17 protein-coding genes and 1 pseudogene are annotated in these 21,288 nt (G+C 36.4%); 5 read left to right on the plus strand and 13 right to left on the minus strand.

Annotation, left to right across the window (positions count from 1 at the left end; genetic code table 11):
- Positions 1-58 precede the first annotated feature (58 nt).
- The 5 genes from AC806_RS09260 to AC806_RS09280 all read right to left on the minus strand — a co-directional run bounded on the left by AC806_RS09260 (position 59) and on the right by AC806_RS09280 (position 7,746).
- Positions 59-1,015, minus strand: a complete 957-nt coding sequence (locus AC806_RS09260; RefSeq protein ID WP_061840797.1) for an ABC transporter ATP-binding protein — start codon at positions 1,013-1,015, stop codon at positions 59-61.
- Entirely contained in the window at positions 1,015-2,547 is a 1,533-nt protein-coding gene (locus tag AC806_RS09265) for an ABC transporter permease/substrate-binding protein (RefSeq protein WP_069029199.1), read from the minus strand. Before AC806_RS09265 ends, AC806_RS09260 begins: the two co-directional genes overlap by 1 nt.
- A gap of 21 nt (positions 2,548-2,568) precedes the next feature.
- Positions 2,569-4,335 carry an ABC transporter ATP-binding protein gene (locus tag AC806_RS09270; protein WP_227869087.1) on the minus strand — a complete coding sequence of 589 codons (1,767 nt, stop codon included), beginning with the start codon at positions 4,333-4,335 and terminating at the stop codon, positions 2,569-2,571.
- Positions 4,335-6,047 carry an ABC transporter ATP-binding protein gene (locus tag AC806_RS09275; RefSeq protein WP_061840800.1) on the minus strand — a complete coding sequence of 571 codons (1,713 nt, stop codon included), beginning with the start codon at positions 6,045-6,047 and terminating at the stop codon, positions 4,335-4,337. Before AC806_RS09275 ends, AC806_RS09270 begins: the two co-directional genes overlap by 1 nt.
- Before the next feature lie 229 nt (positions 6,048-6,276).
- A complete protein-coding gene (locus tag AC806_RS09280; RefSeq protein ID WP_061840801.1) occupies positions 6,277-7,746 on the minus strand; it encodes a peptide MFS transporter in 1,470 nt (489 codons plus the stop codon).
- A gap of 343 nt (positions 7,747-8,089) precedes the next feature.
- On the opposite strand from AC806_RS09280, the gene AC806_RS09285 reads away from it, so the two are divergent.
- The 3 genes from AC806_RS09285 to AC806_RS09295 all read left to right on the plus strand — a co-directional run bounded on the left by AC806_RS09285 (position 8,090) and on the right by AC806_RS09295 (position 10,859).
- The gene (locus AC806_RS09285) at positions 8,090-8,794 is read left to right on the plus strand and encodes a deoxynucleoside kinase (protein ID WP_069029201.1); all 705 of its coding nucleotides are present in this window, start codon (positions 8,090-8,092) and stop codon (positions 8,792-8,794) included.
- 199 nt (positions 8,795-8,993) lie between these two features.
- Positions 8,994-9,602: an NADPH-dependent FMN reductase gene (locus AC806_RS09290; protein ID WP_061840803.1), complete on the plus strand. Its 609-nt coding sequence runs from the start codon at positions 8,994-8,996 to the stop codon at positions 9,600-9,602.
- An 18-nt stretch (positions 9,603-9,620) separates the two neighbouring features.
- Complete coding sequence (locus tag AC806_RS09295; protein WP_061840804.1) at positions 9,621-10,859, plus strand: NAD(P)H-dependent oxidoreductase; 1,239 nt, start codon at positions 9,621-9,623, stop codon at positions 10,857-10,859.
- Between the two features lie 115 nt (positions 10,860-10,974).
- Here the strand turns inward: AC806_RS09295 and gntK are convergent, their stop codons facing one another.
- The gene (gene gntK / locus AC806_RS09300; protein WP_014123973.1) at positions 10,975-12,528 is read right to left on the minus strand and encodes a gluconokinase; all 1,554 of its coding nucleotides are present in this window, start codon (positions 12,526-12,528) and stop codon (positions 10,975-10,977) included.
- 30 nt (positions 12,529-12,558) lie between these two features.
- Positions 12,559-13,895 (minus strand): annotated as a pseudogene (locus tag AC806_RS09305) (gluconate:H+ symporter).
- Positions 13,896-14,151: 256 nt separating this feature from the next.
- Here AC806_RS09305 and AC806_RS09310 point away from each other — a divergent pair.
- On the plus strand, positions 14,152-14,529 hold the full coding sequence (locus AC806_RS09310; RefSeq protein ID WP_014123970.1) for a hypothetical protein: 378 nt from the start codon (positions 14,152-14,154) through the stop codon (positions 14,527-14,529).
- A gap of 64 nt (positions 14,530-14,593) precedes the next feature.
- Here the strand turns inward: AC806_RS09310 and AC806_RS09315 are convergent, their stop codons facing one another.
- Complete coding sequence (locus AC806_RS09315) at positions 14,594-14,848, minus strand: hypothetical protein (protein ID WP_014123969.1); 255 nt, start codon at positions 14,846-14,848, stop codon at positions 14,594-14,596.
- Positions 14,849-15,083: 235 nt separating this feature from the next.
- Positions 15,084-16,487, minus strand: coding sequence for a class II fumarate hydratase (locus AC806_RS09320; protein ID WP_128973735.1), 1,404 nt, complete (start codon positions 16,485-16,487; stop codon positions 15,084-15,086).
- A 168-nt stretch (positions 16,488-16,655) separates the two neighbouring features.
- Between AC806_RS09320 and AC806_RS09325 the strand changes: the two genes are divergently transcribed.
- A complete protein-coding gene (locus tag AC806_RS09325; protein ID WP_061840806.1) occupies positions 16,656-17,144 on the plus strand; it encodes an EF0163 family protein in 489 nt (162 codons plus the stop codon).
- A 98-nt stretch (positions 17,145-17,242) separates the two neighbouring features.
- Here AC806_RS09325 and AC806_RS09330 read toward each other — a convergent pair whose 3' ends face one another.
- The 4 genes from AC806_RS09330 to AC806_RS09345 form a co-directional block, all read right to left on the minus strand.
- Positions 17,243-17,989 (minus strand): 2-keto-4-pentenoate hydratase, encoded by a 747-nt coding sequence (locus AC806_RS09330; RefSeq protein WP_061840807.1) that lies wholly within the window; start codon positions 17,987-17,989, stop codon positions 17,243-17,245.
- A gap of 17 nt (positions 17,990-18,006) precedes the next feature.
- Complete coding sequence (locus AC806_RS09335) at positions 18,007-18,948, minus strand: L-lactate dehydrogenase (RefSeq protein ID WP_061840808.1); 942 nt, start codon at positions 18,946-18,948, stop codon at positions 18,007-18,009.
- Positions 18,949-19,058: 110 nt separating this feature from the next.
- Entirely contained in the window at positions 19,059-20,084 is a 1,026-nt protein-coding gene (locus tag AC806_RS09340) for a branched-chain amino acid aminotransferase (RefSeq protein ID WP_069029202.1), read from the minus strand.
- Positions 20,085-20,531: 447 nt separating this feature from the next.
- Positions 20,532-21,266, minus strand: coding sequence for a hypothetical protein (locus AC806_RS09345; RefSeq protein WP_069029203.1), 735 nt, complete (start codon positions 21,264-21,266; stop codon positions 20,532-20,534).
- Positions 21,267-21,288 lie beyond the last annotated feature (22 nt).

The raw sequence follows: 21,288 nt of genomic DNA on the forward strand, positions 1-21,288 counted from the left end.
AGAATGAGTTTTGACAAGACTGTAAAGCTCATTAAATATAGTTCGGATATTTTACTTTTTACACTCGACTTAAATATTGGAAAATTTGATTTTTAGATAAGTATCCCAATGAATTTTGTTGTGAATCTAACACTTCAATATAGTCATAACTACTTAAAGCAGTAAAAACATCTTGTAACGTAGCGTCTTCTTGTAACTGTTTCACTTTCTTCTCATCATTTGGTGCCGATTCGTAGCCTTCTTTTTGAGCTACCTGTTTAACAGAGACTTGATAAACGCTCTTATCTGCACTCGAACGGAAGAAATCTCGAACAAAATCATTGGTAGGGTTTTGGGCTAATTCCCTAGGAGTTCCTACTTGTAATAATTCGCCGTCTCCCATAATACCAATTCGGTCCCCTAGTTTCATCGCTTCATCCATATCATGGGTTACAAATATAATCGTATTATCTAATTCTTTGTGCAAGTCTAAAATTAAATCTTGTAAAGTAGTCCGGGATAGCGGATCTAAAGCACCAAAAGGCTCATCCATTAAAACAATATCTGGTTTTGACGCTATAGCCCGTAATATACCAATTCGTTGTTGTTCACCGCCAGAAAGTTCACTTGGCATACGATTCCGATACTTGTCAGGATCCAAACCAACTTTTGCTAGTAAATCATCTACCAAGCGATTAATTTCTTTTTTAGAAACTTTTTTCATTTCTGGTATAACAGCGATATTTTGAGCAACTGTCATCGTAGGAAAAAGCGCAATTTGCTGCAAGATATATCCCATCGACCAACGCAATTGTTGCAAAGGATAATCTTTTGCTTTTTTCCCGCTAATGAAAATATTACCTTCTGTTGGTTCTTCTAAACGATTTACCATTTTAAGTGAGGTGGTTTTTCCACTTCCAGAAGTTCCAACGAGTACAAATAGTTCTCCTTGAGCAATGGAAAGATTCATGTCAGGAATGACCATGGTATCGCCAAAAGATTTTGAAACATTTTGAAATTCAATTGCTGTACTCATCATTCATCCCCCTCTAACAAACCATTGTCGGCAAGATAATTATGAGCAACATCACTTGCTGCTTGATCTTCTACATTAACTTCATAATTCATTTCTTGCATTTCTTCTTCCGTAATTTTTCCACCCAATTTATCCAAGGCTTCTACTACTTGCGGATTATCATCTGCAAATTCTGTTTTCATCAGCGGCGCTCCTTGATATTTTGGAAACAGCCCCTTGTCATCTTCTAATATACTTAAATGATACTGTCGCAATTCACTATCTGTAGAATAAGCATCAATCAAATTGACCCTTCCATCATCAATGGCCTGATAACGTAACGCAGGTTCCATAGAGCTTGTTTCAAAATCTAAATCATATAAATCTTCAATCCCACGTAACCCATCTTCACGGTCAATAAATTCTAAAGTCATCCCAGCTTGGATATCGCTTTGAATACTAGCAAGATCACTTATAGATTCTAATTGCTGTTCTTCTTTAAAGTCATCTTTGACTGCTAATGCATAAGCATTATTATAGCTCATAGGCTCTAATAAAGTCAGCTGATCTTGTTCTTGGAGCTTTTCTTTTGCTTGAGAATAAGTTTCTTCTTCGGAAAGTCCTTGTGTATCAATGGACTCATCGTCAATAAGTGATTCTAATACGGTTCCAGTAAATTCAGGGTAAATATCAACTTGATCATTTTTAACCGCATTATATAAAAAGGAGGTTTTCCCAAAGTTCGCTTTGACTTCAACATTAATATCTGAATCTTCATCTTCAATTAATTCTTTATACATATTGATTAAAATTTCGGGTTCAGAGCCTAACTTTCCTGCAATTGCGACTGTTTGTTGTCGATTAGCATAAGCTGAGTAAACACCGCCACCTCCTAGTAAAATAATAAGAATAGCTAGACCGACCATTGAATGCCAAGGTTTTGCACGCTCAAACCAACGTATCAATGAACTTAAAATAATAGATAGTAACGCAGCCGAAATTGTACCAATAATAATCAATGGCATATCGTTACGATCAATACCTAAAAGAATAAACGTACCTAAACCGCCAGCACCGATTAACGCAGCAAGCGTTGCCGTACCGATAATCAGCACCATAGCCGTACGTATACCAGAAACAATAGCTGGGCGTGCCATCGGAAGTTCTACTTTAAATAATTTACGCATTTTAGACATACCAAAAGCATCAGCCGCTTCCTCAATGGCTGGATCAATCTCTGAAATACCCAAGTAGGTATTTTGAAAAATGGGTAATAAGGCATAAATGACAAGCGCAATAATCGCAGGTGTCGTACCTATGCCAACTATGGGGATCAATAACCCTAGTAAGGCCAGAGAAGGAATTGTTTGTAAAATACCTGCGATTTGCAAGCCAGTTTCAGCGACTTTAGGATGCCTCACCACCCAAATCGCCAAGGGTATAGCTATCAACATGGCTATCAAAAGAGAGACAACCGAAATACCTAAGTGATTGATTAGTTCACTCCATAAATCGCCACGTCGTTCATTGAATGTTTCTAACAAATTTTCCATTCGTAACCCCGCATTCGTTTTTTATTCCGAAAATTGACTATTGTATAACTCCGTATAAATTCCATTTTTTGCCAGAAGTTCTTTGTGACTTCCTTGTTCAACAATATCACCTTGGTCCATAACTAATATTTTATCCGCATCAACAATTGTTGACAAACGATGTGCAATAACAAAATTCGTACGACCTTTCATCAGATTTGCCATTGCTTGTTGAATCAGTTGTTCAGTCCGCGTATCCACAGAGGACGTTGCTTCGTCTAAAATCAAAATATCTGGATCACTTACAAAAGCTCGAGCAATCGTTAAAAGCTGCCGCTGTCCTTGCGAAATATTCGTTGCATCTTCATTTAACACTGTACGATAGCCATTAGGTAACGTTTCAATAAAGTGGTGTGCATGCGCTTGTTTAGAAGCTTGGATGACTTCATCTTCTGTCGCATCGACTTTTCCGTATAAAATATTATCGTAGACCGTCCCTTGAGTTAACCAGGTATCTTGTAAAACCATGCCAAAAAAGGAACGTAAATTATCGCGTGGTACAGTACGAATATCGATACCATTAATCAAAATCTGATTTCTTGTTACATCATAAAAGCGCAATAATAAATTAACTAGCGTGGTCTTACCTGCTCCTGTATGTCCGACAATCGCTACCGTTTCCCCTTGTTGAACTGTAAGTGTTAAATCGCGAATCACCGGCTGTCCTTGCTCGTATTCAAAACCGATGTGATCAAGCTTGATTTCTTCAATAGGGCCTTCAATTCTATGGCTGGTATTTTCAACTTCTTCAGGTGCATCCAAGAATTGAAACACCCGGTTACTAGAAGCAATCGTCTCTTGCAAGGTATTAGCCATTTCAGCAATCACATCAATTGGGCGACGGATATTTTGGCTGTATTGCATAAAGGCAAGTACATCTCCTACCATAATCGTCCCGTTAACAACCAACAAACCACCTACAATCGCAATTAATACATAAGCCACATTGCCAATAAAAGTCATCACTGGATTGAGTATGCCAGCCATAAAACTAGCACGGTAAGAAACATCAAATAAACGATCATTAAATGCTCTGAACTCTTCATTTGATTGGTCTTGATAGTTATAAGCTTTGATTAAATCTGTACCCGTAAAGTTTTCTTCGACATAACCAACCATTGCGCCTAGGCGTTCAGACTTTGCTCGAAAGTATTTTTGTGAACGTCCCATAATAATTTTAGTAGCTAAAATATTTAAAGGCACGGTAATGAAAAAGACTAAAAACAAAATTGGACTGATGAAAACCATCATGATAATAATACCTGCAAACATCAACATGCTATTAACAATTTGGCTCACACTTAGTTGTACATTGCGTCCAATAGCTTCCACATCATTAGTGATTCGACTTAATAAATCTCCTGTCGAATGTTGGTCAAAAAAACTAAAGGGAACTTTTTTAATTTTTTCCGAAACTTCCGTCCGCATAATCTTGATCAATGATTGTGACAAACGTACCAATAAGCGTTCAACAATAATCTTACTTAAGGCCAAGAATATATATAAGGCTGTTAACAACAAAGCGGTTTGAAGCACATAATTAAAATCAAGACTGGTTTGGCTAGTCATCGCCGATTGGACATGGTTTAAAATTGACCCCATAACAATCGGCGCTGCAACTTCCATTATGGTAGAAATAATAGTCATCGTTAACGACAAAAGGAGAATTTTTTTATAATTTTTTAGATAGCTAAATAAGCGTTTAACAGTCTGCCAACTTGTCGGATAGCTTTCATAAAAGTTTGCCATCATACATCCTCCTCTTCTCCTTGAGAAATAGCAATTTCACGATAAATCTGATTGCTTTGCATTAATTCGTCATGTGAGCCTAGGCCTTGTACTTTACCATTTTCCAATACCAGAATTTTATTGGCATGCCGGATTGTCGCAACTCTTTGGGCAACAATAATGGTTGCAGCATCATTAAGTTTGCCTTGTAAAGCTAAACGTAATTCATAATCTGTTTTATAATCAAGTGCTGAGAATGAATCATCAAAAACATATAATGAAGCTGGACGCGTTAAAGCACGCGAAATAGCCAAACGCTGCCTTTGCCCCCCTGAATAGTTACGCCCGCCACGAGCAACGGTTTTTTCTAAGGGCTTTTCTTTTGGTAAAAACTGCATTGCCTGTGCCGTTTCCAAACTATCAAGCATTTTCTCATCACTGGCATCTGGATTACTATAAAATAGATTGCCTCGAACACTATCTGAAAAGAAATAATTTTGTTGTGGTACATAGCTGATTTTTTCGCGTACACTTTCTGGATTCAATGTGTCTATTGCTTGGTCATTAATCAACAGTTTCCCTTCTGAAGGATCATAAAATTGCATGAATAACTTCAACAATGTAGATTTTCCTGAACCTGTACCACCAATAATCCCCATGACCTCGCCTTTATAAACTGAAAAGTTCAAATTTTCCAAAGCCGGAAGATTAGCATCAGGGTAATAAAATGTCAGATCTTGTGCTTTTACAGAAGTGATCGGTTCATTTAACACATTACTTCCACCTACTGAACGTGAAGGATAATTTAATACCGCCTTAACTCGGTCAATGGAAGCAACACTTCTAGGCAGCATAGTCATCATACGCGTTACCATGATCACAGCGTTTAATACCTGTGTAATATATTGGACAAAAGCCATCAAAGCGCCAATCGATAACGTGCCCTGTTGGACAAAACGTACACCAAGAAGCAAAGTCGCCACAATAGACAAGTTCAAAATCAATGTCAATATGGGATTGATCGTCTGCATCACTTTGTTTACCTTCAAACCAATTTGGTAATATTTATCATTAGCGTCTTCAAAAGATTCTTCTTCTTGCTTATCTCTAGAAAAAGCACGAATCACTTTTAGGCCCGTTAAACGCTGACGTAATAAAAGATTGATGTGATCTAACGCTTTTTGCAAGCGAGGAAAATAAGGAACGACTACTTTGATAACAAAATATAAAACAATGGCTAAAAATGGTAAGCTCACAAATACAATCATCGACAAACGAACACTGGTAGTAAAAGCCATAAACAAACCACCAATAAAAGTTAAAGGCGCTCTTGCTAAAGGACGTAAGCCCATCAACACTAATTGCTCGATTTGTGCTATATCATTTGTCGTACGTGTAATTAATGAAGAAATACTAAAATATTCAGTTTCATCAAAAGTCATGCGATTCACTTTATTAAACATTCTTTTTCTTAAGTCTCTAGAAAATAGCATTGACGTTTTAGCTGAAAAATAAGCCGCTGAAGCTCGGACTAAAATAGTAATCAAGGTTACACCGATCATCAATGTTCCGAGTCTTAAAATATAGGAAATATTTTGATCAGTGACACCAACGTCTATAATTTGTGACATCATCTTGGGTAACAGTAATTCGCCGATAGTGTTAGCGAAAGTTAAGATAAGTACAATTAAAACAAGGAATTTATAACGTTTAAAATCTTTGAAAACACTCAACTTGTTCCCTCTTTCATCTATGAAATATGTATATGTTTTTAGAATCATTTTATATTATAACAAATAATCCTAGATTTCTATATTCAAAGGCAATACAAAAATAGAAATCTCTCGTTTAAGTCTATATATTCAATAATTTTAGCTAAACCAGCATTTTAAGCACTGTTTACATAAAAAAACTAGCAGCCTTTATTTAAGACTGCTAGTTTAACTGGCTTGGGTTCAATACTTAATTAACGCCGTTCATTAATCTTTGAATACGCGGCACCATAAACATTAACATCACGCCAAAAGCTACTGTAATTACACCTACCATACCAAAATATAGCACTTCAGTACCAGGACTGTATAAGCGAACAATTTGTGCATTAATGGCTTGTGCCACAGCATCACTTAAGAACCAAATACTCATCATTTGAGAATGGAAGGCTTTAGGGGCTAACTTAGTTGTTACCGAAAGTCCAATAGGTGAAATTAACATTTCGCCTATAATCACTAGGCCCCAACTCATCAATAACCACTGTGGTCCAACTTTAGCGTCTGTCCCGAATAATATCCCAGGTAGCATCATCCATAAGAATGAAATTCCGGCAAAAAATAAACCATAAGTGAATTTTTTCGCCGAAGAAGGTTGTTTGTTTCCTAGTTTTGTCCATAACCAAACAAAAAGTGGGGTATAAATCATAATGAAGAAAGGGTTCAATGTTTGAAACCAGCTTGAAGGAATAGTAAATCCAAAAAGCGATAAATTTGTCCGTTCTTCAGCAAATAAAGCAAGTACAACAGAGCCCTGTTCTTCAATCGACCAAAAAAGAATGGAGGCGATGAACAGTGGAATGTAAGCCCACACCCGGGAACGTTCCGTCGTCGTGATTTTTTTACTCTTAATAATTATAACAAAATAATATATCGGAATAACAACTGCAAAAATCGTAATCAAGTTGATAACGTTATTAATGTCTAATATTCCTGCTAATTGCATAAATAGTATAAGCACAGCTACTGCAGCAATAACTAATAGACTTTTACGTACTAAAGGTTTTACCTCTTCTGACTTTATAGGGTCGCGCGCTTTTAATGTTTCTTCTGGTAAGTATTTCCTACCGCCACGGAAATATTGAATTAAACCAAAAAACATTCCAATGGCTGCTAATGAAAAACCTAGATGAAAGTTCACTTCTTGGCCCAAATAACCGACAAAAAGTGGGGCAATAAATGCACCTAAGTTGGTCGAGAAAACAAAGATATTAAAACCTGCATCTCTTCTTAAATCTTTTTTATCATATAAGTCACCGACCATTTCCGAAATATTAGGTTTTAGTAAACCTGAACCTAATACGATGAGTATGATCGATGCAAACAAAGCTGCCTTTCCAAAAGGCAATGATAAAGCAATATGACCTAGCATGATCATAATGCCACCAATAAAGACTGTGCGTCTACTACCTAAAATACGATCACTTACATATCCGCCGACAACACTTAATAAGAAAACAAGCGAACCATAGATCGACATAATAGCCGAAGCTGTACTTCGGTCAAAACCTAAGCCGCCATCTGCTACCGAATAATACATATAGTATAGTAGTATCGCGCGCATACCATAATAACTAAATCTTTCCCACATTTCTGTAAAAAATAATGTAGAAAGTCCACGAGGGTGTCCTAAAAAAGAGGCATCCTTTTCATTCGAGTTCATGCTAACCCTCCATATTCAAATTCAATTTTGTTTCACTTCGTATAAAACGACAAGCTCAATTTTAATTTTCTGAAACTTTTCCGTCAATATCACTTTTGTCTGACAATTTCAATAACTAAACTTTTTCTAATAAAATTAAAAAAAACAAGTTTATTTTAAAATAAGATAGATAGCTATAAATAGCCAATTTTTGCAAATGTTTATTTTAATACAAAAATTACATAAATTTATTTTTATTATTTAGGTACTTTTTATTAAATTTTTATCACTTTTAAATTTAGCGCTTTCTACTGGACAATAGGATGGGACTATTGAGAAAATGAAAATTATAGGAGGGATGATGATGATTTATATCATGGGAACCATTGCTGCAGGAAAAACATCTTTAGCAAAAATTTTAGCAAAAGATTTAAACTCCGCTATCTATTATGAAGATATTGAAAATAATGGATTAATTTTGAATATGCTAGAAAAATTTTATTCCTTAGGTAAAGAAAGTAGAAAATCAAATGGCGCTATCTTGCAAATGGCTTTTTTAACTTTTCGATATCAACAATTACGTCAAGCAATTACGCAACAAAATGCCGTCATGGATTCTTCTTTAGCATCTGATTTTGTAATGGCCTCGCAGTTACATGAACACGGAGAGATCGCCGATGAAGATTTTAACGTCTATGTAACTTTATCCCAGGAAATGCAAGCAAATGTTAATGGTATCCCTTGGAATGGTTTGCCCGATTTAGTCATTTACTTAAAAATTGACTCAGAGCATGCGATCAATGAAATCCAAAAACGTGGACGAGAGATGGAAAGCATAGAACGGGAACCAGAACTAATAGACTACTACCATCGTGTTCATCATGCTTATGAAAAATGGGCAGATGGCTATCCCTCTGCTATTTTGTTAACAATTGATCGTGAAAAATATGACTATGTAAATAATATTGAAAATCGCAATGAAGTTTTAAATTTAATTGAAACAAAATTGAAAGATCTGGGAAAATTATCGCCAAAAACATTTAAAAAAATCAAGCAAAGACGGGAATAGTATCTATTTATTATAGTTAATACAGCTACTTTTTCTGTACTACATCATTGTTAAAAATCTTTGTTAAATTTCTCTTATCATGACTTTTTTTCTAGTTCACAAGGAAAGTCATTGACTTTCCTTGTGAAAGTTTTATAATGAAAAGTGTAACAAAGTATTCTTTTATTGTTATAGTATTTGGCAGAAAGGAAGTTTTCTTATGAACCATTTCATTGGATTAGTAGGAACCAATTCAGATAACTCTACCAATCGAAAATTATTACAATTTATGCAAAAGCATTTTTCAGATAAAGCCACCATTGAACTAATGGAAATCAAAGATTTTCCAATTTTTAATAAACCGGTAGCAAACCGTCTTCCCGAAGTTGTAAAAAAAGCGGCAGAAAAAATTGAACAATCAGATGGTGTCATTATTAGCACCCCTGAATACGATCACTCCATTCCCGCTGCTTTGACTAACGCCTTAAACTGGCTTTCATATGATGTTTATCCATTTGTAGATAAAGCTGTAATGATTACAGGCGCTTCTTATGGAACATTAGGCTCATCGCGCGCGCAATCTCATTTACGACAAATTCTAGACTCACCTGAACTAAAAGCTCGTATTATGCCTAGTTCAGAATTTTTGCTAGGCCATTCATTGCAAGCGTTTAATGAGCAAAATGATTTGAAAGACTTCGATCAAGTAGATAAATTAGATGGTTTGTTCAAAGATTTTCAAGTTTTTGTTGAACTTACAAAACAACTGACCCATGCGCATGAAGCTCACAAAAAAGAAGCTGAAAATTTTGATTGGGAAACTATTTAAAAAAGGAGAATTCTTATGATGAAATTAGTCGGAATTGTAGGTTCTAACGCTGATTTTTCCTATAATCGTTTGTTACTACAATATATAAAAAAGCACTTTAAATCACTTGTTGATATTGAAATCTTAGAAATTAAAGATATTCCTCTGTTTAATCAAAGTCTTGATCAAACAGATAACGCGCCTATTCAAAAGCTTAATCGTAAAATTTTAAATGCAGACGGCGTAATCATTGCAACGCCTGAGCATAATCACACGATTCCCGCTGGTTTAAAAAGTGTGCTTGAATGGTTATCCTTTAAAATCCAACCGCTTTCAAATAAGCCTGTCATGTTAGTTGGCGCATCCTATTATAATCAAGGTTCGTCTCGCGCACAATTACACTTGCGTCAAATTTTAGAAGCTCCAGGCGTAAACGCAATTGTCATGCCAGGTAATGAATTTCTGCTGGGTGAAGTAAAAGAAGCTTTTGATGAACAAAATAATTTAAAAGATCAGGGAACGGTTGATTTTTTGAAAACTTGTTTAGAAAAGTTCATTAATTTTATCCAAGTTCTATCTTCAATGAACGAACCGCAAAAAGACTTATCAGAAGAAGAAGATTTGGAAGCTACCGGTAAAATTGATACAACCATTGAAGGTATCGATATGTCCGCTGAAGATTGGGTAGAACAAGCTAGCGCAAAAGTAGACGCTGCTGAAGGTGATACTTATGTGAAATTAAACCGTGGTGTTTTAACGGTTAACCAATTGAACGCCCTACTCGCTTCCATGCCGATGGAATTGACTTTTGCTGATAGTAATAATCAATTCTTGTTCTATAATTATACCGAAGATAAAGCAGAAATGTTTGCCGGCCGGGTACCGGGACAAGTTGGAAACCCATTAGCAAACTGTCACCCACCTGCTACTTATAAAAACGTTAAATGGGTACTTTCCCAATTACGTCATGGCAAAAGGGACGTTGTTCGTATCCATGTACCAACACATGGCCCCGATAAATATGTAGTACACAGTTATCAAGCAATGCATGATGACTCAGGGAACTATATGGGCGTCAATGAGTACGTCCTAGATTTTCAACCTATTATTGATTGGTACTTACAACAAACAGGACAGCGACTTGCTAAAGACGAAACAGTTGAAGTTGATGCAACATCAAGCGCTTCAACCACGCAATCCGAACAAGCAGATAGTGTTTCAGGCGCTTCTGAAAAAGCAAGCGTCGACAGTGTTTCTAGCGCTTCAGTCAAAGCTTAAGATAACTAAAAAACTGATCATTGCTCAACTCAAGCAATGATCAGTTTTTTTAGGCTCCACATTAATGACCAGCAAACAACAAGTTATTCAAACGAATTTATCTTGATGATTAACTTCAATCAGAAGCTGAATCTTTTTGCGCATATTTACGCTGGAATTCAGCAATTGTCTGATATTCAGTTTTTAATTGACGGGTTAATCGAATATAGATGGGAACGAGTTCCCGATAAACATCAAAATGATCTGGATTAGGCGCATAAGTTTCTGTTTCACCGACAAAATTTTTGACTTCAGCTAAATCATCAATGACACCAATAGACTTCATTCCAACGACAGCAGCGCCTAAACAAGAAGATTCAAACGCTTGAGGTATCGTTACCGGACGTTCGAAAACATCAGATAACATTTGACGCCACAGTTCTGAACGAGCAAATCCGCCTGTTGCTAAAATAGATTGCGGTTGTCCCAACACTTCTTCTAAAGCCAAAAGTACCGTATATAAATTGTAGACAATCCCTTCCAAAACAGCACGAACCATATGTGCTCTTGTATGCATTTGCGTTAAACCGAAAAAGGAACCACGCGCATTTGCGTCCCATATAGGTGCCCGTTCGCCTCCTAAAAAGGGATGGAATAATAAGCCATCGGAACCAGCAGGGACTTGTGCAGCAATCTCAGTCAATAAATCATAACTATCTTTGGCCAAAAGATCGGCTGTACTTTTTTCGGCGTCAAATAAATTATCTTTTGCCCAGGAAAAAACAGTTCCACCGTTATTAACCGGGCCGCCGATCACCCATAACTCTTTCGTTAAAGCATAGCAAAAGATCCGTCCTTTAGGATCGATCACTGGATGGTCACTAACCATACGAATCGCTCCTGAAGTGCCAATGGTTACGGCTGCTACGCCATCATCAATGGCGTTGACGCCTAAGTTGGATAATGCACCATCAAAAGCGCCTTGAACAAAAGTAACATCCTGTGGACAACCGGTAATTTTCGTGTATTCTTCTTTCATACCAGAAAACTGTTCATAAGCATCCACAACTTTTGGCAATTGCTCTTTAGATACACCAGTTTGCGCTAAAGCTTTGTCATCCCATTGTAATTCAAAGATGTTATACATCCCTGTACAACTAGCCACCGACACGTCCATTTGCCATATACCGAATAAGCGATAAAGTACATACTCTTTGATACCACAATAGTAGGCAGCTTTATTATAAACCTCAGGAACATCTTCTTTTAACCAAGAGATTTTACATAATGAAGACATCGGGTGAATCGGTGTCCCTGTACGTTCATATAAATCTTGTCCTTGCGCTGAATTTTTTATCTTTGTAGCCGCTGCTGCAGCTCGCGTGTCTCCCCAAGTGATAATCCGAGTTAGCGGTTGAAAATTTTCATCCAAAGCAATCAAACTTTGATTGGCACTAGAAAAAGAGACAGTTCTCAGTTTGTCATTTTGCCAGTTAATTGATGCAATAACTTTTTTTAAACTAGCAGTAACCGCTTCAAGAATCTCTTCTGGTTCTTGTTCAGCCATTCCTGTTGCATCACGATATAATTCATATGAATGATTGGTATAATCGATAACATTTCCAGCTAAATTATATAAAACAGCCTTAGTGCTGGTTGTTCCAATATCCATTCCAATAACATAATCCATTTACAAAAACTTCCTTTCCTGTCTTTACAACTATATTATTAAAGAAAGACCATAAACACAAAGCAAACCGGTAACTGATAATACAGAAGTCAATGTTGTCCAAGTTAAAAATGTTTCCTTAAGCGAAAGACCAAAGTATTCTTTGATCATCCAAAAACCAGCGTCGTTTACGTGATCGGCAAAAATACTTCCTGCACCTACAGCAAGTACCATCATAGCTGGATTTACTCCTGTTTGTGCAATTAAAGGAGCGACTAATCCAGCGCCGGTCATAGCAGCAACTGTAGAAGAACCTAAGCTTACACGTAAAATCGCTGTTACAAGCCAAGCGGCAAAAATCGGTGAAAGATTAATGTCTGTAAACAAGGAAGAAATGTATTCAGAAATCCCTCCTTCGACTAATACTTGTTTAAGCGCACCACCACCGCCAATAATGAACAACATCATGGCGATTTGCGTAATAGCTTCTTCAATGGTTGTACTAATTTCTTTCATGGAACGTTTTTGCTGATACCCCATGGTATAGTATACATTGCAAATAACAATGATAAAAGCATTGCAACGTCTGGCTCGCCAATAAATTCAATAATTTGTTGTGTGGAACCAGCAGGTAACATCCCACCCAGAACAGTCGCAATACCGATTAAAATCACCGGCATCATAGCTGTGCTAACACTCATCCAAAAAGAAGGTGTTTCTTCTAATTTAAATTCTTTTACTTCACCTAACCCTGGTATTTTTTCTTGAATCCGATAAACTTTAGGGTAGAATTTATGCAAAAAATAATTAAATATAGGTCCAGAAACAATAATTGTCGGAATTGCCACAATTAAACCAAATAAAATGACTTGACCAATATCCGCGTCCATAATCCCCGAAATTGCAGTGGGTGCTGGATGTGGTGGAATAAATCCATGCATAATATTTAATGTTGCTGCCATCGGAATGGATAATACCAAAAGCGGAATTTCTAATTCTCTAGCAATAACAAAGATAATAGGCAGTAAGACAACTAAACCTACTTCAAAGAATAGTGCTAATCCGACAATAAATGAAGCGATAATCACAGCGATCTGTATCTGTTTTTTCCCAAATTTGTCAATCAAGGTATTGGCGATACGGTATCCGCCTCCAGAATCAGAAACTAGCTTACCGATCATAGAACCCATACCAAAAATAATAGCCAGATCGCCTAATTGGTCTCCCATACCACTAGTGATGATTTCAGGTAGTTGGTCCAATGGAATATTTAGCGCCAAACCAACTAAAAAAGCAGTGACTATTAAAGAAATAAAGGTGTTCAATTTGACTTTAACAATCAAAAAAATCAAAAAAGCGACGCCTAATGCGACAATTAATAATTTCATTTTCTTTCCTCCAGCTTAATAATTTTGTAAAACCTACTGCTAAAAGCCCCCTTTAGATGACAATAGAAAGAACCACTTATGTATATATGTAGTGGTCGACGCAATAATACTATTGCTATCCTCTTTTCTATTTTAGTAAAAATTACTAGTTATGCAAAGGAAGGTCTTAGTAAAAGTACAATATGAAAACAAAAGACAATGCCTTATAGGAAATAAACGCTAGTATTTCATTACTGTTGTTATCTTAATTGTTTACTTGCTATTTAACAGTGAATATAAAAGACCGGTATTAGATGATACTGGCGTTAATGCTTACCCTTGGTATACAGATTTTCTAGAAGAATTTGTATTTCCTAATATTGAATTATTTGATTTTTTGGTTTCCTGGGGAGAATTATTAGTCGGCTTAGGTTCAATATTTGGCACGTTAACTACTACTGCAGCTTTTTTCGGACTTCTCATGAACTTCAGTTACTTACTAGCAGGGACGGCCTCTATTAACCCAACCTCTATCCTTATCCAATTCTTTATTTTAGTAGCTGGTTTTAATGCAGGAAAAATTGGACTGGCCTATTGGGTGATTTTCTTTTTAAGAAATAAAATGCCATTTTTAAAAGTAGGCCCGAAGAAATAAGAGCCAAATAAAAAAGCTGAAAAACGTTTTGGACGTCTTCCAGCTTTTTATTTATCTTCTAAAATTACATGCCCATTCCCATATAAGGAAAGATAGACATAGCCATCGATATAATAAACACAACGACAGCAACAATCAACCAGAACCAAGCGCCAGTAAAGAAAGCTCCTGCTTTTGTTTTGATTGTTGTTTTTTCTTTTGTATCATTAATTGCGTGTCTTACAGCTAAACGGATAATCGCATATATTCCAGCTGCTAATGCTACATAAGTTAATACCGGGGAAAGCATCGACATGATTCCCATACCTGTTGACATCATAAATCCACTCTTCTTTCTTTTCTAATAATGAAGATTCCAATAAAGAAAAAATAACATTTACTTCTGTTGGAACTCTTACAAATTGCCAATGATTTAAAAGGCAACCAAAGATAACCTTCTCTGAAACTAACATAAAAACTTACAAAATTGCAACTAATTAAAGAAACTTTAAAATCGCTTTAAACAAAACGTTCGCTATTTAAAATAAGGTGGATGCTCATATGAAAACTAAACACTAATCCCTTGTCTTGTGATTATTTGTCATTGCTAAAGCATCTATCCAATGATCAAACTCTTGCGCATTAACTTTACCTGTAGATAGTGCTGCTTCTTTTAATGTGGTCCCTTCTTTTTCGGCTTTCTGCGCGATTTGAGCACTTTCTTCATAACCTATATGAGGAGAAAGAGCTGTTACCAGCATCAATGACTGGTCAACTAGTTCTTTCATATGACTTTTATTTGCCTGTAATCCATCCAAAAATTTTTCAGTAAAAGAATGGACTGTTCCCGATAGTAAATCAGCAGATTCTAAAAAGGTGGAAATTAATAAAGGCTTATAAACATTCATTTCAAAATTCCCTTGACTACTAGCCATAGAAATTGTAGTGTCATTTCCCATCACACGAATTGTAGCCATCGTCAAAGCTTCCGCCTGGGTTGGATTTACCTTCCCTGGCATAATAGAGGACCCAGGTTCATTGGCTGGAATACTTAACTCCCCATACCCTGCTCTTGGACCAGAAGCTAAAAAGCGTAAATCATTCGCAATTTTCATTAAATCAGCAGCTAAAGTTTTTAGTGCGCCATGCATGGCATTTAATTGCGAATGCGCAGACAAACTATAAAATTTATTGACCTCTGCTGTAAAAGGGATTTGATACAACTCGGACAATTTATTGGTAATTTTTCCTGCTAGTTTTGGATGAGCGTTCACCCCAGTTCCTACAGCCGTAGCGCCAATAGCTAATTCATGCAGACTGGGCTCTATTTCTTCAATAAAACTTAAATCGTGCATAAGCATACTTTGATAAGCAGATAATTCTTGACCAAAAGTTAAAGGTGTTGCGTCCTGCAAATGAGTACGTCCTATTTTAACGGTATCCCAGTACTTTTGCTTTTTTTCTTCTAAGGTCTGGCTCATTTTCTTACAAGAAGCTTTCACTTCAATAATAGATTGTGAAGCAACGATATTCATCGCTGTAGGAAAAATATCATTCGAGCTTTGTCCTTTATTCACATCATCATTAGGTAAAACATTCAATTGCGGCTGTTGTTCATTTGCCAAATAAGCAATCACTTCATTTACATTCATATTTGTATGGGTGCCCGAACCCGTTTGATAGATTACAAGTGGAAAATGTACACGTAATTGATTATCTGCTAAAGAATTTAGCTTATCTACAGCCGCAACAATAGCATTTGCTTTATCATTTCCCAATACTTCTAACTCAGCATTCGCTTGAGCTGCTGCTTTTTTGATTTGCAAAATTGCTTTAACAATTACTAATGGCATTTTTCCTCCCGTAGTAAAGTTACGGCGACTACGTTCTGTTTGCGGTCCCCACCACGCACCTGCTGGAATTTCTATTGCACCCAGCGAATCTTTTTCTACCCTTACTTTTTCTTGTTTATTTTTCATTGCTTTCATTCTTTCATTCATAATATTATTGTATATTGCTATATTAGCACTTACTCTTATTACTGTAAAAATTAGCAATAAAACGATTTATTTCATCATTAAAAATCACGTGTCTATAAATGAAAAAAATTGTTATAATGGAATTAACATAATTGGGGAGTGGATGCTATGAAAAAGCGTCATATTTTCTTTTGGATCGTGGGAATTATTCTTTTTATCATTTGCGTTTTTTACTTATTACGTCTGAGCCAACGCGATGATGACTTCTTTTTAGCAGAAACATCTGAGACAATAAATGAAACTACTGAAACCACAAGCAATCGCTCTAATGATCAAAATGTTTCAATCGAATCGACCTTGAAAGCTTTTGGTGAGAACTGGTTGAATTTTTCCGACATTTCTGAAAGAAATGAACAAGTAGAAGAGTACATGACCGAAGATGCCATTAACAATAGTCAACTTGATAGCGATACAACAGAAGATGAAAGTACAGGAAATATTAAAACCATCGCCCAAGATATCGATCACCCACAAAAATATATCTTAGTGGGCGAAGAAACAACACAAGGAGAAACGAAAGAAATCATTTTAGAGATAGACATAACAGGTGACCCATCTCCAAAAATCAGCCATTTCGAATTTAGTTACAAAGAATAACAAAATTTGAAACAGCGAAATCTTGACGATACTTCTTATCAAATTTTAGGAGCTAAGATATTTAATACCCTCAGCTCCTAAAAATTATTGTTGTTTATTTAATCTGTTACTTCTAAGTTCACACTACCAACATTTTCAAATTCAGCTTGATAGTGTCCTTGTTGTAGTGGTTCTGGTAAAACAAAGGTACCTGAAGAAACAAATTGTCCTGCTTTTAATTTTTTTCCATGTTTTTCTAACTCTTTAGCCAACCACAAAACAGCTTTAGCTGGATGACCTAGCACTTCTGTTGAAGGTCCCTCTTTTACAAATTTATCATCTAAAGTCAATGTTGCTTTAATAGCAGCAACATCTGAGTAAGTCAACTTTTGCGGGTCACCTATAACAATTGCGCCATTTACTGCACCATCGGCAACGACTTCATATAAAGACGCTTTAGGAAACCAGTCTTCATAACGTCCATCTGGAACTTCGATACCGGGAGCTACACGACATTTTTCAAAAACCTGTTCTGCAGTGTCATCAGAAGAAATGGGTTCATCTACTAAAAAGACCAGTTCCAGTTCTAATAGCGGACGATTATATTCCCGTAAAGAAACAGTATTTTTTACTGTGACATCTGTCATACCACCGTATAAAGGAGAGTCACTAGCAAAAAGGTCTTGTGTCTCTCGGCTAGTTAAGCTGATCTTATAACCAGCTAACTTTTCTCCTGCTGCTTCTTTAAGTTGCAACACCTCATCTTGAATCTGATAAGCTTCTGTTTTGTCATTAAGACCTAACTCACCTAACTTTAAAGGTGTATTTGTGCGATAAGCTTGATAAAGCTTTTCCCCAACTGACATAATTTTCCTCCCAAATATTAGTTATCTTGTAAATTTTCCATTGTGTCGTCAAATTTTGTTTTAATATACTGCGCTGAAAGTCGCAATTTTTCAATCTCTTCATCTGTTAAATCAAGTTGTAGTGTTTCGACGACACCAGTTTTTCCTATCACAGCTGGATAGGAAAGGTAGGTATGATATTCATTACGAAAGTTTGAAACTGGCAGTTCTGCTCTAGCATCACGCATTACAATATCAGCCAACCGTACAGCTGCGGTTGCAATACCATAACTCGTATAGTTTTTCCCATGCAATACAGTAAAACCTCCAGCCCGAGCAATTTCATCTAATTGAGTAAAATCAACGGGACGCTCTTGCGCGACCTTTACAATTGGTTTTCCCAAAACATTAACAGTCGACCAAGCAGTAAATTGCGAATTTCCATGTTCGCCTAAGTTATATCCAGCAACAGAACGTGGATCTATCTTAAATACCTTCCCTACTGCACGTTTCATCCTAGCTGAATCTAACAGTGTACCTGTACCGATTACTTGGTTTTTGGGTAAGCCTGTCATCGTTTGATAAATTGCTGTAATAACATCACAGGGGTTTGTAATATCAATTAATACGCCATCAAAACCTGACTCTTTAATTTTTAACGCGACTTTAGCCGCTTGTTGGCTAGTAAAGGGTAATTCCACAAAGCGATCGTTTGTCGTATTATTTTCCAATAATTTGATATTTCCTATAGCTGAAATGACAACATCGGCATCCTTTAATGCAGTGTAATCATTGACAATTAACTTGGTATGAAAAGTTGCGTTTGCCATGGCATCTTCAAAATCCAAAGCATCTGCATTTACCTTAGCTTCATTGGTATCAATCAAAACCATTTCATCAGTTAAACCTTTGGCAATAATGTCATGCGCAACGGTAGATCCAACATGTCCCATACCAATGACACCTATTTTTCGCGTCATTTGATCACTTCCTATCATTAACAATCCTTAAACGTTGACTGTATATTTTTTAGTAAAAAGAAAACCAACTTTATAAAGCACTATTAGTTTTCTTTTCTTATCAATTTTATTTAGACCTCAACCTTTTGAATCCAACCTTCTGGCGCTGGACGATCACCTAGTTGTATCCCTACAAGTTCATCATACAGTGCTTGTGTTTTTGGTCCTACTTCAGTTTCGTTAAAGATATACTTTTTGCCATGATAAGTTAAAGAACCCACAGGAGAAATAACAGCTGCTGTTCCCATAGCACCAGCTTCAACAAACTGATCAATATCTTCTAAAGCGATAGACGTCTCTTTAGGATTCAACCCTTGTTTTTCTGCAATTTCAAATAAGGATTGCTTGGTGATCGACGGCAAAATCGAATCTGATTTAGGTGTTAAAAATTGTCCATCTTTAGTAATACCATAAAAATTAGCTCCGCCAAATTCGTCGATGTATTTATGTTCTCTTGGATCTAAATACAAGCAATCCGCGTAACCTTCTTTTTTAGCTTGCATCGCTGGATACAGACTGCCTGCATAGTTACCCGAAGTCTTAACTTGGCCTGTACCCGCAAAAGCTGCACGGTCAAAGTCACTAATCAGATAAGGTGTAGGTGTCAAACCTTGAACATAAGCACCCACCGGCGTTGCATAAATACGAAATTGAAACGCTGTTGAAGGAGCCACACCTACAAGCGGTTCTGTGCCGATCATAAATGGACGAAGGTACAAAGAGCCCCCTGTGCCATAGGGTGGTACATATTCTTCGTTAGCACGGACTACTTCTTTGACAGCTTCTACAAATTTATCAGCAGGATAAGCTTCCATCGCCATTCTCTGCGCGGAATTTTCAAATCTTTTTGCATTCATTTCGGGACGAAAAAGGTTGATACTTCCATCTTTTTGTCGATAAGCTTTTAAGCCTTCAAAAATTTCTTGTCCATAATGTAGGACTTCTGCTGCTTCAGACAGATACATGGTAGCATCTGTTGTTAATTCCCCTTCTTGCCACTTACCCTCTTTAAATTCTGCCTTAAATCTATAAGGTAGGTCTCGATAACGAAAGCCCAAATTATTCCAATCTAAATCTTCTACTCTTTGTTTTGCCATATGAAAATCCCCCTCGACTAAAAATAAAAACTTTACAACAACAAAATACACCCCACAAAGCCTATGCTTTATAGGGCGTTTCCACGGTACCACCTATTTTTGCTTTGAAAATGCTTCAAAACCTCCACGTACAGTTAAAACTTACTTAAACGATACGCGTCCCTTTTTAATGGTAGGCAACCAGCAAAAATTCCCATTTTTACCACTCTGAGCTGATATATTTGAAGACGACGCTGATTTCTTCCAGCAATCAAAACCTCTCTGTAAACGTCTCATGTCTCAAAAAGTTCTCATCTTTGTGTTTCTTGTTGTTTATTTACTGAATAATCTAACTCTTCTGACAAAATAAGTCAACCTTTTTTCTAAAAGTTTTTAAAATTAAGACAATTTGTTATCTATCGTCTTTTTAGATAAAATTTGATTCCTTTAACCCAGAGATAAAATCAGTTAAATTTGTAAAGCTTGTTGACATCGCTGATAAAAATCTTCTCCATAGTCATAAATGATCTGTTGTCGCCAATCTAAAAGTTTTTGCTCTTTTTCTAACATTGGTTGAATCCATTGATTTGTTGGTAAAAGTTTCAATAAATAATGACGGGAAAACTGCGAAAATAATAAATTTCTCCCGTATAATTTAGCTAGTTGCTCTTGAAAGCAAGGGATTGTAAAGGGCATAAGTAATGCATTGACATTATTTCGATTCGTTAAAAAAACTTCGGCTTGCATGAAATCTTTTTGCAAATCCAAAGGACGTTTTTTAAAAGCAGTAAAAATTTCTTCTGGTAAACGAACCGCCCATACTAAGCCATTTTGTTGACAGTTATCTAGTAGTTCTAAAACCGCTAGTTCACTGTTTGTCATTTGATAGCAATTTTTCGCTTTCATATCACAGGAAAAAACCTTTGAGATCGCCGTGGGCAAGCGGATTAAATCAGCGGGAGAACCCATATCAATTGAGACTTGTTGTGCATTTTTTAACCACAAGGGATGGTCGGCAACACGTAATGTCATCCATAAGTTTCCAGTTTCTGCTGTATTTTGGTGTAATAAACTATAAACACTCATATCCGTTTTTGAAATATTGTAAGCAAACAACGAGACCACGTGGGGTAAACGCAGTCTTATTGTTTCAACAATCTGCTTTTGCCCGATTTTACGAATTTGTTCTTGATCTAACCGCATTTAAAAAATTTCCTTTCTGTTA

Origin of the sequence: Tetragenococcus halophilus (assembly GCF_001712815.1) — a bacterium.
In the GTDB taxonomy this organism is placed as follows: domain Bacteria; phylum Bacillota; class Bacilli; order Lactobacillales; family Enterococcaceae; genus Tetragenococcus; species Tetragenococcus halophilus.

What these genes read in the sequence shown, in the direction of transcription:
- AC806_RS09325 (WP_061840806.1), top strand. Translation starts at nt 16,656, where the DNA reads ATGAAAAAGCGTCATATTTTCTTTTGGATCGTGGGAATTATTCTTTTT.
- gntK (WP_014123973.1), bottom strand. Translation starts at nt 12,528, where the DNA reads ATGGATTATGTTATTGGAATGGATATTGGAACAACCAGCACTAAGGCT.
- AC806_RS09280 (WP_061840801.1), bottom strand. Translation starts at nt 7,746, where the DNA reads ATGAACTCGAATGAAAAGGATGCCTCTTTTTTAGGACACCCTCGTGGA.
- AC806_RS09330 (WP_061840807.1), bottom strand. Translation starts at nt 17,989, where the DNA reads ATGTCAGTTGGGGAAAAGCTTTATCAAGCTTATCGCACAAATACACCT.
- AC806_RS09340 (WP_069029202.1), bottom strand. Translation starts at nt 20,084, where the DNA reads ATGGCAAAACAAAGAGTAGAAGATTTAGATTGGAATAATTTGGGCTTT.
- AC806_RS09315 (WP_014123969.1), bottom strand. Translation starts at nt 14,848, where the DNA reads ATGATGTCAACAGGTATGGGAATCATGTCGATGCTTTCCCCGGTATTA.
- AC806_RS09260 (WP_061840797.1), bottom strand. Translation starts at nt 1,015, where the DNA reads ATGAGTACAGCAATTGAATTTCAAAATGTTTCAAAATCTTTTGGCGAT.
- AC806_RS09265 (WP_069029199.1), bottom strand. Translation starts at nt 2,547, where the DNA reads ATGGAAAATTTGTTAGAAACATTCAATGAACGACGTGGCGATTTATGG.
- AC806_RS09335 (WP_061840808.1), bottom strand. Translation starts at nt 18,948, where the DNA reads ATGACGCGAAAAATAGGTGTCATTGGTATGGGACATGTTGGATCTACC.
- AC806_RS09285 (WP_069029201.1), top strand. Translation starts at nt 8,090, where the DNA reads ATGATTTATATCATGGGAACCATTGCTGCAGGAAAAACATCTTTAGCA.
- AC806_RS09345 (WP_069029203.1), bottom strand. Translation starts at nt 21,266, where the DNA reads ATGCGGTTAGATCAAGAACAAATTCGTAAAATCGGGCAAAAGCAGATT.
- AC806_RS09295 (WP_061840804.1), top strand. Translation starts at nt 9,621, where the DNA reads ATGAAATTAGTCGGAATTGTAGGTTCTAACGCTGATTTTTCCTATAAT.
- AC806_RS09320 (WP_128973735.1), bottom strand. Translation starts at nt 16,487, where the DNA reads ATGAAAAATAAACAAGAAAAAGTAAGGGTAGAAAAAGATTCGCTGGGT.
- AC806_RS09290 (WP_061840803.1), top strand. Translation starts at nt 8,994, where the DNA reads ATGAACCATTTCATTGGATTAGTAGGAACCAATTCAGATAACTCTACC.
- AC806_RS09270 (WP_227869087.1), bottom strand. Translation starts at nt 4,335, where the DNA reads ATGGCAAACTTTTATGAAAGCTATCCGACAAGTTGGCAGACTGTTAAA.